At 58.8% G+C, this 14,100-nt stretch carries 13 protein-coding genes and 1 pseudogene; 4 read left to right on the plus strand and 10 right to left on the minus strand.

All coding sequences use genetic code 11. The features are described 5' to 3' along the window. Positions 1 to 377 (plus strand): prealbumin-like fold domain-containing protein (locus tag BFAL_RS01905; RefSeq protein WP_160319014.1); only part of this gene is annotated, 377 nt, incomplete at its 5' end. Positions 378 to 741: 364 nt separating this feature from the next. On the opposite strand, the gene BFAL_RS01910 is transcribed toward BFAL_RS01905, so the two are convergent. Further along, positions 742 to 2,397 carry a peptide ABC transporter substrate-binding protein gene (locus tag BFAL_RS01910; RefSeq protein ID WP_082440269.1) on the minus strand — a complete coding sequence of 552 codons (1,656 nt, stop codon included), beginning with the start codon at positions 2,395 to 2,397 and terminating at the stop codon, positions 742 to 744. A 334-nt stretch (positions 2,398 to 2,731) separates the two neighbouring features. On the opposite strand from BFAL_RS01910, the gene BFAL_RS10550 reads away from it, so the two are divergent. The 3 genes from BFAL_RS10550 to BFAL_RS01930 all read left to right on the plus strand — a co-directional run bounded on the left by BFAL_RS10550 (position 2,732) and on the right by BFAL_RS01930 (position 5,905). Further along, on the plus strand, positions 2,732 to 4,231 hold the full coding sequence (locus BFAL_RS10550) for an aminopeptidase P family protein (RefSeq protein WP_160319015.1): 1,500 nt from the start codon (positions 2,732 to 2,734) through the stop codon (positions 4,229 to 4,231). A gap of 233 nt (positions 4,232 to 4,464) precedes the next feature. Further along, on the plus strand, positions 4,465 to 5,106 hold the full coding sequence (locus BFAL_RS10900; RefSeq protein ID WP_055426760.1) for a hypothetical protein: 642 nt from the start codon (positions 4,465 to 4,467) through the stop codon (positions 5,104 to 5,106). Between the two features lie 34 nt (positions 5,107 to 5,140). Beyond that, positions 5,141 to 5,905 carry a class C sortase gene (locus tag BFAL_RS01930; protein WP_055426761.1) on the plus strand — a complete coding sequence of 255 codons (765 nt, stop codon included), beginning with the start codon at positions 5,141 to 5,143 and terminating at the stop codon, positions 5,903 to 5,905. Positions 5,906 to 6,240: 335 nt separating this feature from the next. Here BFAL_RS01930 and BFAL_RS01935 read toward each other — a convergent pair whose 3' ends face one another. From BFAL_RS01935 to BFAL_RS01970, 9 genes and pseudogenes are all read right to left on the minus strand, one after another. Next, positions 6,241 to 7,059, minus strand: a complete 819-nt coding sequence (locus tag BFAL_RS01935; protein ID WP_055426762.1) for an amino acid ABC transporter ATP-binding protein — start codon at positions 7,057 to 7,059, stop codon at positions 6,241 to 6,243. Continuing rightward, positions 7,056 to 7,598: an amino acid ABC transporter permease gene (locus BFAL_RS11400; protein WP_269082754.1), complete on the minus strand. Its 543-nt coding sequence runs from the start codon at positions 7,596 to 7,598 to the stop codon at positions 7,056 to 7,058. Before BFAL_RS11400 ends, BFAL_RS01935 begins: the two co-directional genes overlap by 4 nt. After that, a pseudogene (locus tag BFAL_RS11830) lies at positions 7,531 to 7,779 on the minus strand (ABC transporter permease subunit); the annotation flags it as partial. The pseudogene BFAL_RS11830 and the gene BFAL_RS11400, both read right to left, overlap by 68 nt. A 57-nt stretch (positions 7,780 to 7,836) precedes the next feature. Further along, positions 7,837 to 8,703 carry a transporter substrate-binding domain-containing protein gene (locus BFAL_RS01945; RefSeq protein ID WP_055426763.1) on the minus strand — a complete coding sequence of 289 codons (867 nt, stop codon included), beginning with the start codon at positions 8,701 to 8,703 and terminating at the stop codon, positions 7,837 to 7,839. A gap of 82 nt (positions 8,704 to 8,785) precedes the next feature. Further along, complete coding sequence (locus BFAL_RS01950) at positions 8,786 to 10,147, minus strand: lanthionine synthetase LanC family protein (RefSeq protein ID WP_160319016.1); 1,362 nt, start codon at positions 10,145 to 10,147, stop codon at positions 8,786 to 8,788. Positions 10,148 to 10,652: 505 nt separating this feature from the next. After that, positions 10,653 to 11,696 carry an NAD(P)/FAD-dependent oxidoreductase gene (locus tag BFAL_RS01955; RefSeq protein ID WP_055426765.1) on the minus strand — a complete coding sequence of 348 codons (1,044 nt, stop codon included), beginning with the start codon at positions 11,694 to 11,696 and terminating at the stop codon, positions 10,653 to 10,655. Next, positions 11,693 to 12,289, minus strand: a complete 597-nt coding sequence (locus BFAL_RS01960; RefSeq protein ID WP_082440273.1) for a YeeE/YedE thiosulfate transporter family protein — start codon at positions 12,287 to 12,289, stop codon at positions 11,693 to 11,695. The genes BFAL_RS01955 and BFAL_RS01960 overlap by 4 nt, the downstream gene beginning before the upstream one ends. Before the next feature lie 47 nt (positions 12,290 to 12,336). Next, positions 12,337 to 12,558, minus strand: a complete 222-nt coding sequence (locus tag BFAL_RS01965) for a sulfurtransferase TusA family protein (protein WP_055426766.1) — start codon at positions 12,556 to 12,558, stop codon at positions 12,337 to 12,339. A gap of 1 nt (position 12,559) precedes the next feature. After that, complete coding sequence (locus BFAL_RS01970) at positions 12,560 to 13,318, minus strand: YeeE/YedE thiosulfate transporter family protein (protein ID WP_201780441.1); 759 nt, start codon at positions 13,316 to 13,318, stop codon at positions 12,560 to 12,562. Positions 13,319 to 14,100: the final 782 nt, after the last annotated feature.

The raw sequence follows: 14,100 nt of genomic DNA on the forward strand, positions 1-14,100 counted from the left end.
ACGTGACCGCCACATCCGGGGCTGACGGCGTCGTGAGGTTCGACGGCCTCGCAGCCGGCGAATACTGGGTCAAGGAGACCGGCGTGTCCGCCGGATACCGCGACCTCGACGTCAAGTTCAAGGTCGTCATCATCGCCAGCAACGGCGCCGATGCCACGGTGCGGTTCGAGAAGGTCGCGTCGGTCGGCGACGCGCTCGTGAAGCCTTCCGGCGACGGCTCGACGCTCGTCGTGTCCAACGTGCAGAACCTCACCCAGCTGCCGCTCACCGGCTCCGGCGGCATCGCCTTGCTCGTCGCCGTCGGCGGGCTGCTCGCCGTCGCGGGCTTCGCCTTCGCCGTGGTCACACGACGCAAGGCAGGCGGGCTCAAGCGGTGAGACGGAGACGATGAATCAGGCGGGTGCCATCGCATGGGAATGTGCTCATACGGAACCCGCCTCCTCATTTCCTCTACCGGATTGAGGGGGTCCACACAGCCGTCCCTATGCCGGCTCCGAACCTGATGCGCCATGCTGAAACCCAACCGACAAGGAAAGGAGCCCGACATGATGGACTTTGGGGAACCCTGGCTCATCGGTGGGAATAAACCGCAATCCGACGCCTATAATTTCGACACCGACAGGCCAATGAATCCACCTACAACAACAAGTGCGGAATTCTGATTAGACCGAAGAACGGTCTTCGAATATGATTCGAAGACCGTTCTTTGCGATAGGTTGCTTAGCGTTTTCGGGGATGACGTTATTTTGTCAAACGTTCGTAGAACGGCTTGTTCTGGATGGTGAAGTCGACGTTCTTGACATTCTTCCCTGCTATGCCAACCGCATTGCGGTACCAGAGGGGAAGTCCCGGCAAATCGCGGAACAGAATGGTTTCGGCCTTGTGGTAAAGGACGACGGACTTATTGAAATCGCTTTCCGATTCGGCTTGTGCCAGTAGCTTGTCGAATTCGGGATTCTTGTAGTCGCCCTCATTCCAGCCCTTGCCATCCGCTGCTCCCGAGGAGTAGTACGCCCACAGGTAGTAGTCGAGAGACGGGTAAGAGGGATTGACGGAAGTAATGAACGCAGATTGGATTGAACGATCGACGATATTGGACCTGAATTCCTTGCTAGTAGAGTACTCGTTGGTTTTCACGGTAATCCCTAACGCGCTTTCAATCTGATTTGCAGCGGCGATCACCCAAGCACGGTCGCCAGCGGCTGCGCTGTAGCCGATGGCGAAATCACCGGACCATGGCGAGATGGCGTTCGCCTTGTCCCAGAGTTCCTTAGCTTTCTTCGCATTGACGTTCAATACATCGTTGCCGTTGATGCTCTTGGAATAGCCGGGGATGGGTGGAGCGCCGAAATCGGTCGCCGGTGTGACTGTGCCATGGAATATTTTGTTGGCGATGAGTTTCCTGTCCAGGGCAAGCGAGATTGCCTGTCGGCGCAGATTGCCTTCCTGACCGTAGTCGAAATGCTTGAGTCGTTCAGGGATGACAAGCGAAACGAAGGATGCGCCGGGCTTGTTGAACGACTGCACCCTCTTGTCAGATGCGAACTGGGAGACGTATGTCGCAGGAATCGTGTCGAGGAAGTCAAGGTTTCCAGCCTGCACATCTGCGTATGCGGATTCCGGACTCGTGTAGCTGCGGAATTCGATGCCGCCGTTCTTGGCGACGCGGTTTCCTTGGTACTGCGGGTTGCGTTTTACGACAATTTTGGCGTTATGCTGCCATTCCTTGAAAGTGTATGGCCCATTGCCCACCGGGTTCTGGCCGAATGCTTTGATGTCCTTATATGCGACCTGCGGTAATGGGAAGAAGGACATGGAGCCCAGTTTCGCTGTGAACGCGGAATCCGGAGCTTTCAAATTGACGACGATGGTGCTTTTGTCCGGTGTGGATACGCCGGACAATTGTGCATCTGCGGGATGCTTGCCGTCCTGAAGTTCGTCATACCCCTTGATTTCGGACAAGTAAGAGGCGGCTTTCTGCGCGTTGGTTGCGTTGGCGGTGAAGCTCCAGGCCTTCGCGAACGATTCCGCGGTCACCGGCTCCCCATTGGAGAACTTCCAACCATCTTTGAGTGTGATGGTAAACTGCGTCTGATTGGCGTTCGCCTTCACTGATTTGGCGACCTCGTAATGGGTCTTGCCGTTCTCGTCGAACGAGACCAGTCCGGCATACAGCTGGTTGATTACTTCGAAGCCACTCAGATCCGCCGTGTTGCCGGGAATCAAATCCGATGATGGTTCCGCGTTGTAGACAGAGATGGTTTCATTCGTCGTATCACTCGCCTTACTTGCGCCCGTATCCTTAGCAGCGGTGGACGTTCCGCATCCGGACAGCAGAAGCGCTGCCGCGACAGCGCCGCTGATGAGGCTTACTACACGTGTTGAATGTACCCCCATGCTTGCTTCCTTCTATATGTCTCGCAGCAATTGGTCATAGCAGCCAATGACACTGTCCGTCAGTCAGCCATAATCCCCAAATACATGTCGCGATGGCGCGGATAGCTTATTCATCAGCTGCGACGAATCTTATTTTAGAGTTTATTTGCGGGGTCATCGGCTTATAATCGATTTCTGATATATGTATTAATTATCATCTGATATAAAGACGATTTCTTTGAAAAAGAAATAAGCGGTATATACGATGCAAATTACGGGACGCATCATTCCGTCCGGTTTTTATCAGGACGCCATGCACCCCCATGCGCCCATATACTACGAAGGATGTCGAAACATGGCAGAGAACGATCAAACAGCATCTACCACACCGTTTGACGGGCATACACATGAGGCAATCATCGATCGTGCACGCAGACCACATTCTGCAACGTTCACCAGATTCATGACGGAACAATGGGGGCGCCGTCCAATCCAGCAGCTTCGCATTGCTTCGATTGAATACACGGCTGGAAGACGCGGGCGAATCGCTGACCGGTTCCCTGGTGAATATCTCGTATTCCCTGCAGGAACGCTGAAGACCCGCAGCAATGACCTCAGCTACCCGTTCCGCCCGCATTCCGCGTTCGCGTACTTCACCGGACTTGGAGAAGATCATGAACCCAACGGAGTTCTTGTAATTGCTCCTGATGGCGCGACCTTGTTCTTGCAGCCGCCCGCTGATAACACCACGACCGACTTTTACACGTCACCTGCTTATGGAGAATACTGGGTCGGCCCGCGACCCACGTTGGACGATTTTTCTCAAGCCACTGGCATCGACACTCAGCCGATCGCCAATTTGTCACGTTTTCTGGATGATGCATTGGCGGCAGGGGGTAGCGTCCGCGTCATACGAGAGGCGGATTCCGTCATCACGACACTCATCGATTCCATACGCCGCCGGCATCATCTGACCAGTACGCCAGAATCCGACGCGGAACTGCTCGCCGCCGCTGATGAGGCGCGTTTTATCAAGGATCCCACTGAAGTCAGTGAAATCTCGAAAGCCGTACGAGCTACCTACCACGGCATCAGCCGCGCTCTCGCCCATCTCGGCGATGCCATCGACTGCCCATATGGTGAGCGTGTGCTCGAAGGTGAATTCGCCGCCGTTGCCCGTTCGGAAGGCAACGGCATGCCTGGCGCGATCTTCGCTGCGGGAGAACACACCCCCATACTGCACTGGATGCGCAACTCCGGTGAAGTCCACGATGGTGACCTCTTGCTCATCGACACGGGTGTGGAGTCCCATGCCCTCTATGCTGCGGACATCTCCAGAACAGTTCCAGTGAACGGCACATTCACTCCATTGCAACGGCGAGTTTATGAGGCGGTCCTGGACGCCCAGCAGCAGGCGTTTGAGACGATTGGGCCGGGTCATAAATACTATGAAATTCACGATACCTGCATGAGGGTCATCGCTACTTATCTGCACGATTGGGGCATATTGCCATGCTCCGTGGAAGAAGCACTTTCCCCAGAAGGCCAGCAGCATCGCCGATGGCTGGCATGCGGCGTCGGTCATCATCTAGGCCTCGATGTTCACGATTGTTCACACGCGCGCACCGAGGAATACTGGGGTCGTGAATTTACCGATGGGATGGTGCTCACAATCGAGCCCGGACTATACTTCCGCGCCGACGACCTTATGGTGCCACCAGAGTTTCGTGGCATTGGCGTGCGCATCGAGGACGACGTTTTGGTGACCAAACATGGCGCGGAATGGCTGTCTGACTACATTCCTCGAACACCGGACGCCGTTGAACAATGGGTACGTGAAAGCCGCGGTATATGAATAGTGATTGTCTGGATACCGCAAGTCGCACGAAGGTCAAAAACGTCACGTGACCATTTAGCTTCCCAAAACGTCCGATAGTGGAGCCTGTGCGGTGGGGCCAACGGTGGCTCCGTCAAACGGTTCCGCACCAGACACTGGCGGACCATGCGACGTGGGATCGTAATCGACCCCGCGTCGCATGGCCGGTTTGGCGCCGGTGGCTTCCCGACGACGGAAGAGGGAACGCAGCATTGCGGCAGCGATACGATGAAGCCGTCGCCGCGAAGTCGAAAACCGTCGACGCGAGCATCGCCGGACTCATCGCACAGGCCGAAGCGTTGTCGCAGGCGCCGGAGAGCGTGGAACGCGGCGAACTGCTCGAACTCGCTGGCGCGTGGCGCGGCGTCGAGGTGACGGCCGGGAACCTCGCGGACGCCGTGCAGGCCGAAGCGAGGCTGGCCGAGCTGGCCGGCACGGTCGCCGCGCAGCAGGAGCAGGTGGCCGAGGCGGAACGCGCGCGCATCGCACAGGAGGAGGCCGCACGGAACCAACCGCGGCAGGCGACTCCCGCACCCGCCGTACCGCTGTCGCAGCTTTTCCCCCGCAGCGGAGCGCTCTTGCGATCCCGAGGCATCGGAAACCTCAGATTCCACTTGCCGGGAATGGCGCGACACGTCAGGCATCATACAAAGCCACATATCGAAGCGACGGCTTCGGAGAGGAAGCATCCCCAGTTAGTTGGACGTGCGTCGCTCACTTTTCCCTCTAATCGCGTGGAGCATAAGGCATACGGAGCAAGGAGCGCATATGAGTGTCATCATTCCACACCGGGACGCCGACGATGGAAACGAGATAGCGCCAACGTTCCCGTCATGGGACGACGTCATCCGTGATCCAATAGATCCCACGACAAGGGGTCCTAGACGCATGACAATCATTGCGCATCTTATCAGCGTTCTCATGGTGTTGGCCGGCATCGGCATCATCGGCATCCCCTTCATCGGATGCTGCCGCACCTCGCTCGCACATGCCCAGACGATCGCCACGGCCAGACAGACCGTGGCATCCTGGCCGAAATCGCATAGAGATCTGCTATTGGATTCCGCCCGCGACTACAACAAACGTCTCGCCGCATCAGGCCAGCATGTGCTCGGAGAAGTGGCGGATCCGTTCGCCGACGGCAATGACAAGACCACTACCACTGACGACGGCGATAACTCCTCGCAATCCTCCATCGAGTACCAATCACTGCTGGACATGGGAGACGGACTCATGGGGGAGATTCGTATCCCCAAAATCGGCGTCGCCATGCCTATCATGCACGGCACATCCGCAAAAACGCTGGAGCAAGGTGCGGGTCATCTGTACGGCACAAGCCTTCCAATCGGCGGCGTCTCCACACATGCGGTCATCACCGGGCATCGCGGACTCGTATCCGCGCTCATGTTCACCAGACTCGATGAAATCCATGCCGGAGATTCGTTCTATATCGGCGTGATGGGCAAGGAGTTCGGATACAGGGTCGACCGCATCAGCGTGATCGAACCGGACGACGACAGTCTGCTGCGTATGGAACCCGGCGAGGACCGGGTCACCCTGATGACCTGTACGCCGTACGGCGTGAACACGCACCGCCTGCTCGTATCCGGCGTGCGCGCGCATCACCGAAGACATTCCCCCATCCTCCGATAGTCCAAAGGACGCGTTGACGATCGCCATCATCACGGCGACGGCAATCGGGCTGCCCGGAACGATCGCATGCATGGCATGCAATCGAAGAAAACGGCGAATCATCAGCCGCCACGCGTCCAAAAGGCCGCATTAGAGACCGCATCCTCCGGCTTGGCCGGCAGACTGGGAAGAACGAGCCATATACCCATGAAACTATCAGGCGCCACGCATGCGACGTTGAACATCACGCGGTTATATGGAGTCAAGCCGCAAGGCCGCATAACTGAATCCCTTCTTCTCTCTTCTCTCTCCTAAAGCCCGGATTCCCACCGGGCTTTTCTCTTGGATCCAGTTCTTTACCGGTACTGTTGCTCGGGCAGTGTGAATGCTTCGGACAGGAACTGGCGGGTGCGTTCCTGACGGGGGTGGTCGAAAATCTCCGCCGGAGTTCCGTCCTCGACGATGTGTCCCCCTTCGAGGAAGAGTACGCGGCTGGCGATGTTCCTGACGAACCGCATCTCGTGCGAGACGACGATCATGGTTATGCCGTCGTCGGCGATGCCGCGCATGACTTTGAGCACTTCGCCCACCCATTCGGGGTCGAGTGCGCTGGTCGGCTCGTCGAACAGGATGTATTCGGGGTCCATGGCCAGCGCGCGGGCGATGCCCACACGCTGCTGCTGGCCACCCGAAAGCTGGCTCGGGTAGTGGTCGGCGACGTCGGTCAATCCGACTCGGTCGAGCAGTTCGTGCGCCTTGTCCTCCGCGGTCTTCCTGTCCATTCCCAGCACACGGCGCATGCCTATGGACACGTTGCCGAGCGCGGTCATGTTCGAGAACAGGTTGTAGTGCTGGAACACCATGGCGCTTTTCGACCTGAACTGCGAGAGCAGTCTGGAGTCCTCGTCGCCCGCGTGGATGGTGACGTCGTTGCAGGTGATGGAGCCTTCGTCGGGTTTCTCCAGCCAGTTGAGCGTGCGTAGGAACGTGGTTTTGCCGGCGCCTGACGGGCCGATGACCGCCACGGTCTGTCCGGGGAGCACGTCGACCGAGAGCGCGTCGAGGATGGTGTTGTCGCCGAATCGTTTCGTCAAGGATTCGACGCTGATGCCGCCCTTGCCGAGCCCCGTCTTCGACGCCTCCGTTGCCGATGCCGCCGTTGACGCGCCGCTCATCGTGCGCCTCCTCTCTCATACCGCCTGAAATGACGTTCCACGATGGCGACGCCTCGTTCCAGGAACCAGCACAGGATGTAGTAGATGACCGTCACGATGATGTAGACCTCGAAGAAGCGGTACGAGGTGGACCCGATGATCTGCGCTTCGGTCATCATCTCCACGACGGTGATATTGAACACGAGACTGGTTTCCTTGAGAAGGTTGATGACCGTGTTGCCCAAGGGCGCCACGGCGGTCGCGAACGCCTGCGGGAGGATCACGTACCGCATGGTCTGGAGCCGGGTCATGTTGATGCTCTCCGCGGCCTCGACCTGTCCGACGTCCACCGAGGTCATGCAGCTGCGCAGCGTCTCGGACATGTACGAGCCCGAGTTGAGCGACAACGCGACGATGGAACGCCATGGGCGGTATGGAGTCCACCGACATGGCGGTGCCGAACTGCTCGTTGAGGAGCTTGAGCACGACGGGGATGCCGTAGTAGGAGAGCAGCAGCTGGCACATGACCGGCGTCCCTCGCATGATGGACACGATCGCACGCAGTATGGGTGCGGCCACGGGAACCCGGTAGTACCGGCACATCGCGGTGACGAAGCCGAAGACGAGACCGAATCCGGCCGAGACGACGGTCAGCAGGAGCGTGACCGGCAGGTAGGCGAGGATGTCGGGTATCGAGCGCAGCAGGAACCCGAAATCGAAGATGGCTCCCGTATCAGACATCGAGCGACCTCCACGCCGGTGCCGGACGATTCACGGGAAGGGCGGCGTTCGCCATGGTCACTTCCCTTGCTCGGCGGCGGACTTGATGGCCTCCAGGGTCGAATAGTCAGCGCCGAGGTACTGTTCGCTGAGCTTCTTGATGGTCCCGTCCTCGACCATGTCCTTGACGATGGGGTCGATCTTCTTCTCCAGTTCCGTGCCCTTCTCGTTCTTCGGGAACAGCAGGTAGGCGGGCGACGGCTCGATGCCCTTCTCCACCAGCGTCACGGTCGATACGTCCAGTCCCTGAGCCTTGACGACGCGGTTGATCGCGACCGGGTTGTTCACGTTGGCGTCGACCCTGCCGTTGGAGATGTCCTGCATCATCTTGGTGATGTCGCCGTCGGTCGGCACGATGGTGATCTTGCCGCCGTTGTCGTTGTTGTACTGCTGCAGCCAGTTCGTCGTCTCGCTGGACATGCCGGCGTCGACCTTCTTGCCGAACAGGTCGGACGCCTTCCTGATGTCCGTGCGTCCCTTCTTGTAGGCGATGGCGTAGGAGGCGTACTGGTACGGGGTCTCGGAGTAGAGATACTTCTTCTCGCGTTCCGCGTTCTTGGTGATGACGTTCGCGATGACGTCGATCTTGCCCGCGTCCAGCGAGGGGAACAGGCTGTTCCACTTGATCTGCTGGTACTGGAACGTGTACCCGTCAAGACGCTTGTCAATCTCCTTGGCGACTGCCACGTCGAAACCGTCGAGTTGCTTGTCGTCGTTGACGTACGTGTACGGCGGGTACACGCCGTCGGTGCCGACGCGCACGACCGTCTCGCCCGCGCCCGATTTCGATGCGGCCCCTTGTGAGCCGCAGGCCGCGAGTCCGGTGATGCATGCCACGGCGGCGACCAGTCCCGCCAGTTTCTTGAACGTCCTATTCGCAATCATGGATAACCTCTCTTAATCTGTTGTCCGTCCGCTCCACGGCCGTGGAGCGCGGCGCTTTCTCGTATGTGTGGATTCCGTCAAATCATGCGGCCGTGCCCGCAAAATGGTTGGGGAACGGATCGTCGGGCAGTCTGTCCCACTCGAATGCGCCGCGTTGGACGAGCGCGTACTGCAGCAGCGTGGAGGCGATTCCCGCGGCGCCGTCGAAGTAGCCGATGCGACGGGAGAACTCTTTCGGCCTGACGCGAGTCCAGGCCACCGGCCAGTCGACGGTGCCGTCTCCGGCGTCCTCGGCGAGTCCGGCGAGCGTCTCGGCTGTCCTCTTCGCCAGATCAAGCCAACGCGGTGAGCCGTCCACTTGATACAGGGCGACATAGAACTGCAGCAGCGCCGCGGGCCCGCAGCAGTACGTGTAGCTGTTCCAATACCCGGCCGACTGCCTTTCGGGAGCCCCCAGCGCCTCAAGGCCGTCGGCCAATGCGACCACCTGCTCCCAATACCGCCTGTCACCGGTCACCTGATACAGCTTGTAGTAGAAGCGCGCCGTGCCCGCGGGACCATGGCAGGTTCCCAAGTAGTAGACGATGCGACCATCCTCCTCCAAAGGACGACCCTGCGCGTCGAACCTGTACGGGATGAGGAAGCCCTTCCCCTGCGGTCGTTTCAGTTGCTCCAGCCGCCGCCATGCCCCCAAGGCCGCATCACGGTACCGTTCCTCCCCGGTGTGCTCGAACAGCGACAGCAGCACGTAGCCGGCGCCCGCGGCACCGAGTTCGAAGTTAGGCTCGTTGAGGTGTTCCACCTTCGCGAAGCTGTTGAAATCCAACGCGCCATCACCGGTGTCCTCCGCCCACGTGAGCAGTTGGTCGCCGGCGGATACCGCCAGTTCCAGATACCGTGCGTCGTGGACAATCCCGTGGAGCTCCAACAGGAAGAGAATCACCGCGCCATCGCCCATGAGGGAGATGTTGTCCGTCCAGTAGGCGCCGCCCTCGCCCTGCAGCGCATGCGCGACGTAATGGTCGCCGATGGCCCGCAACCCGTCGCCGATCGTCTCGTCATGGAATGCGCGGTATTCCTCCGCCAACACGAAGCCGATTCCGGCGATCCCGTAATACCCGCCCTCGCCCTCGTCGCGGATGAAGCCGCGCGGCGAATGGCCGATCACGTATTCCCAGTGCTTCGCAAGATAGCGGGCGGACCGGAGCGCGATGTCGCGATACCGCTCATCCCCGGTCACCTGGGAGAGTTTGAGATGGAAGTACGAGATGCCGGCGGCACCACCGTATATGGCCAGATCGGTGTCATCGTAACCGGGCTTGTCCCAATAGACGCCATCATCCGTCTCACGCAGGTATCGTTCGATGAACACGGAGGCGCGCACCGCCAGTTCCACAGTGGCGTCTGCCGAAGGCAGCTCCCGCGACGGATTGCGTTTCCCCACTTCGAACCCATACTTCCGCAAATCAACCGTCCGCACGTCGACCGGCTTCAAGTCGACGGGCCGAAAACCTACCACAGATGCGCGCTCTCCCATACACAGCTTCCCAACTCAAGCAATTACCCCAACAGGAAACGAACCTACCCGAGCCGCAAAGACGACACATGGGTCCCGCTATCGCATCTATGACCCTCCTCCTATAACCTCCCGCTATATACGGACAGACACCGCCAACCCAGTCATTCCCACGCAACCCCCAGCCGCCATGCACACGACGTTGAACATCACGCGGTTATATGGAGTCAAGCCGCAAGGCCGCATAACTGAATCCCTTCTTCTCTCTTCTCTCTCCTAAAGCCCGGATTCCCACCGGGCTTTTCTCTTGCACTCGAAACCGACCATTACCATGTTTGATAGGTGTCGGGATATGCGTCAGCTATCCGCGCGAACTAGACAGTGTCGGTTCGGCGGTTGATTTGAGGCAATCCGCAAGAACGTTTCATGCGGGTCACGCCACATCAAGCAGATACCGTTCCACCTGTACTGCGGCATAGGAGCCGTCACCGACAGCTGTGGCAATCTGTCTGACTTTGGTGGTTCTCACGTCTCCGACGGCATAGACGCCCGGCAGTCCCGCATATAAGTCTCTGTCTGTGACGATATGCCCGGTGTCATCCAGCTCCACCTGTCCAGCGAACTGGCTTGTATCCGGCGTGAAACCGATGTACAGGAACACTTGGTGCACACCGAGCTCGCGGGCCACTGCCTTCTCTTGGACGCCCAAACCATTGGATCCCGTATTGATGACGATACGTTCGAGATGCCCATCTCCCTGATATGCGCTGATTCGGCTGTTCCACAGGAAAGTAATGCGCGGTTCTGCAAGGGCCTGATCAAGCAGGCTCTTGCCGCATGCCACCTCACCCTCCCCTTTGCGCACAATCACATACACCTTGCTGGCATATCGCGCGAGATACAGGGCTTCCTCGATGGCGGATTTGCCGGCACCTACGACGGCGACCGGCAGACCCTGACATGCTGACGCATCGCAGACCGCGCAGAACGAGATACCCCGTCCGAACAGGTAGTCGTCCTCACCATCAATGCCCAGCGTGCGGGGCCTGCTTCCAGTGGCGATGATGACGGCCCTCGCATGATAGTCGGCGCGGAACGTATTCAGAACATGGTCGCCCCTGTCCGATAATTTCGCCTCATCGACCGATACGCCGGCCAATAACGCTCCTGCGGCACGGGCCTGCTCTTCGAGTCTTTGGGAAAGCTCCCGACCGGTGATGCCCTCGGGGAATCCCGGATAATTGCGGATGATGTCGGTTGTGGTCATCAGCCCGCCAATGGCGTTCTTCTCGAAGAGGATTGTCTTCAGACGGGCCTGGGCGGCGTAGATGGCCGCGGTGAGCCCTGCGGGGCCGCCGCCGATGATGGCGACGTCGTACCATTCCTCGCGTCTGGATGCCGCTGCGTTTGCGCGGAGTCTGGCGAGGATGGATGCGCCGTCATCATCGGAGTGGTTGCGGTCGTCGTTACCGCTCACTTGCGCACCAACCATGTGGACAGGATTTTGCCGCCGATGATGGCACCGAGGAACAGGAAGATGAAGAACACCCAGCCGGACAGGCTCAACGCGGAGATTCCGGTGAACAGTGCGCCGATGTTGCATCCTTGAGCCATTCTGGCCCCGTACCCCATGAACAGGCCCCCCAATATGGCGCCGATGAGCTGGCGCTTGTCGCTGATGCCCCTGATGCGGAACTGGGATGCGAGCAGGATCGCGATCAATGCACCCACGACTACTCCGATATCCTCGATGGATCCACCATCCTGCAGAAAACCGCCGGAGATGGTCTTCTGTCCCTTTTCGGAGGCGAAGTATGCCCATGAGGCGGGGTCACCGCCGAACGCCTGATAGATCCACGCGCCCCAGTTCGTGAACGCGCTCGTCACGCCCCACCCTTTGCCGAGGACCGCGAACGACGATATCTGGAGAATCGCGAGCAGCACCGCCCCCGTCACATAGGTCAGAGGCTCCTTGAGCAGCTTCTTGTAGAGATCATGTTGCCCGAGTCTTGCAAACGGATTGGTTATCGAACGGGATGCCTTCACTCCGGCGCTTATTGCAGCGGTCATCCTACCGCTCCCTTCATTGATTGATTCTGATACGTGCTTTCGATGGGTTATTTGACGATGACGATGGCCCACACGCCCGTGCCGATTTCGATGGTCTCCACGTTGTGTCCGTGGAGACGGGACCATTCGGGAATGTTCTTGATGGCACACGTGTGGTCCACCGTAACGATCAATGTGTCGCCTTTGTCGAGCTCGTCGAGCTTGCGTTCTGTGTTGAGCAGCGGCACGGGACACGCCTCGCCCTTGCAGTCGATGGAGTATTCGGCCATGTCATTCCCCCCTCTCCGCTGCGGCGATGGCCGCAGCGGCCTTCTTCTCTTGCCATTTGAGCGCAGCGATCCACAGCAGGGCGATCACCAGTAGCTGAACAACGACGGCGCCCAGCCAACCGAACACATCGGGCAGGAACACCTTCGGCGCGTTCGGCGTGAGCTTGTACCAGAATGCCCCGGAATCATGGGCGCCCCATGCCGAACCAATCACGAAGAACACGAGTACGACCAATTGCAAGGTATTGCCCTCGCCAATCCTCATCAACGTTCCCGAAGCGCAGCCTCCTGCAATCACCATGCCGATGCCGAACAGCAGCGCTCCGAGAGGCAGCGACAGATTCAACGCATTCACACCCGAGGTGATGACCTCCGCGTTCGGATCTGCAAGAAATGCTCCATACTTGATTGCGCTCACGCCGATGGTCGATACCGCGAACGCCACCAGCACACCGCGCAGTAGCGACGTGCTCCCCGTCAGATACGGATCTCTGGACGCGGCCGCGAAGCAGAATCTGGAACGCTGCACCACATAACCGAACGCGAGCCCGAACACCCAGAATGTGGCTATCTTCGGACTATATGAATGGAAGAACACACCTGCCCCTATAGCCAAAACGACTACAAGAATGGCCCACGGTATCTGCGTTCTATTCTCTTGCTCCAGCTGCAATTTGCGCAACTGCGCCAAATCCAAACTCGCCGCCGTCACTTTCCCCTCCTCGAATCGGTTTTCGATATGACAACGCCCGGTGTTCACGAACAGCCATGCGACCGGACGACCCCGGCGGGAAACGCATGGAATGAATCCCCCACACCGCTAAGAACCGGTCTTCCCCAAGACCCGTCCAAGCGTTATCCACACCCTACTCCTTCAACGGTCAAGCCACGACACCATGGCTCTAGGTAAAACTGATGGGTTGTTATCGCGGGCAACGGCTCTTTGCATGCCCAGTCATCGACGGACTTGAAAAACGAATCAGGGTTGGCAATCGCCGTGACAAATATGAGCGATGATCGACCATTAATTGCCATATTCGGATAAGGGGAAGATTCCCTTACCCCAAATTCAGCATTGCCCACCTCCATCCCCATGGTGCGGTAACACACTTTCTCCATAACCCCGGAATCATGCGGTTTTGAAGGGTTGCGCCATGAAGGGTTTACCGCACCATGGGAGAGAGATGGGTGCATGGGGGTGGGGTGTGGGAGAAGGATGGGTGTGCGTGGGGAGGGACGCGAGAGGGGCGGTTACAAAACCGTTACATGGTGTGCAGAGGTTTTTCAGGAACGCGCATCATTCCTCCAAGGGAGGGGCGGTTATATGGGACATGTCAGCGGATGGGAGATGTTCCGAAGCCCATTGCCGGCGAGGTTCTTCCGGACCCCATAATTGAACCCTTCTTCTCTCTTCTCTCTCAATCCGGCGGTTTCTCCCCGCCGGATTTCTTTTTGCCCGGGTGTGATGCGTGGGATGTCGCGCTGCTTCGTATTCCTCGGGCGACAGCGCCGAATACGGGAGGCTGCGCTGTCGGCGGGTGC

It is taken from the genome of Bifidobacterium aesculapii, from assembly GCF_001417815.1.
In the GTDB taxonomy this organism is placed as follows: domain Bacteria; phylum Actinomycetota; class Actinomycetes; order Actinomycetales; family Bifidobacteriaceae; genus Bifidobacterium; species Bifidobacterium aesculapii.

Bases quoted from the DNA above. Each gene is read 5' to 3' on its own strand.
- BFAL_RS01910 (WP_082440269.1), bottom strand. From the start codon at position 2,397: ATGGGGGTACATTCAACACGTGTAGTAAGCCTCATCAGCGGCGCTGTC.
- BFAL_RS10550 (WP_160319015.1), top strand. From the start codon at position 2,732: ATGGCAGAGAACGATCAAACAGCATCTACCACACCGTTTGACGGGCAT.
- BFAL_RS01930 (WP_055426761.1), top strand. From the start codon at position 5,141: ATGACAATCATTGCGCATCTTATCAGCGTTCTCATGGTGTTGGCCGGC.
- BFAL_RS01935 (WP_055426762.1), bottom strand. From the start codon at position 7,059: ATGAGCGGCGCGTCAACGGCGGCATCGGCAACGGAGGCGTCGAAGACG.
- BFAL_RS01945 (WP_055426763.1), bottom strand. From the start codon at position 8,703: ATGATTGCGAATAGGACGTTCAAGAAACTGGCGGGACTGGTCGCCGCC.
- BFAL_RS01960 (WP_082440273.1), bottom strand. From the start codon at position 12,289: ATGACCGCTGCAATAAGCGCCGGAGTGAAGGCATCCCGTTCGATAACC.
- BFAL_RS01965 (WP_055426766.1), bottom strand. From the start codon at position 12,558: ATGGCCGAATACTCCATCGACTGCAAGGGCGAGGCGTGTCCCGTGCCG.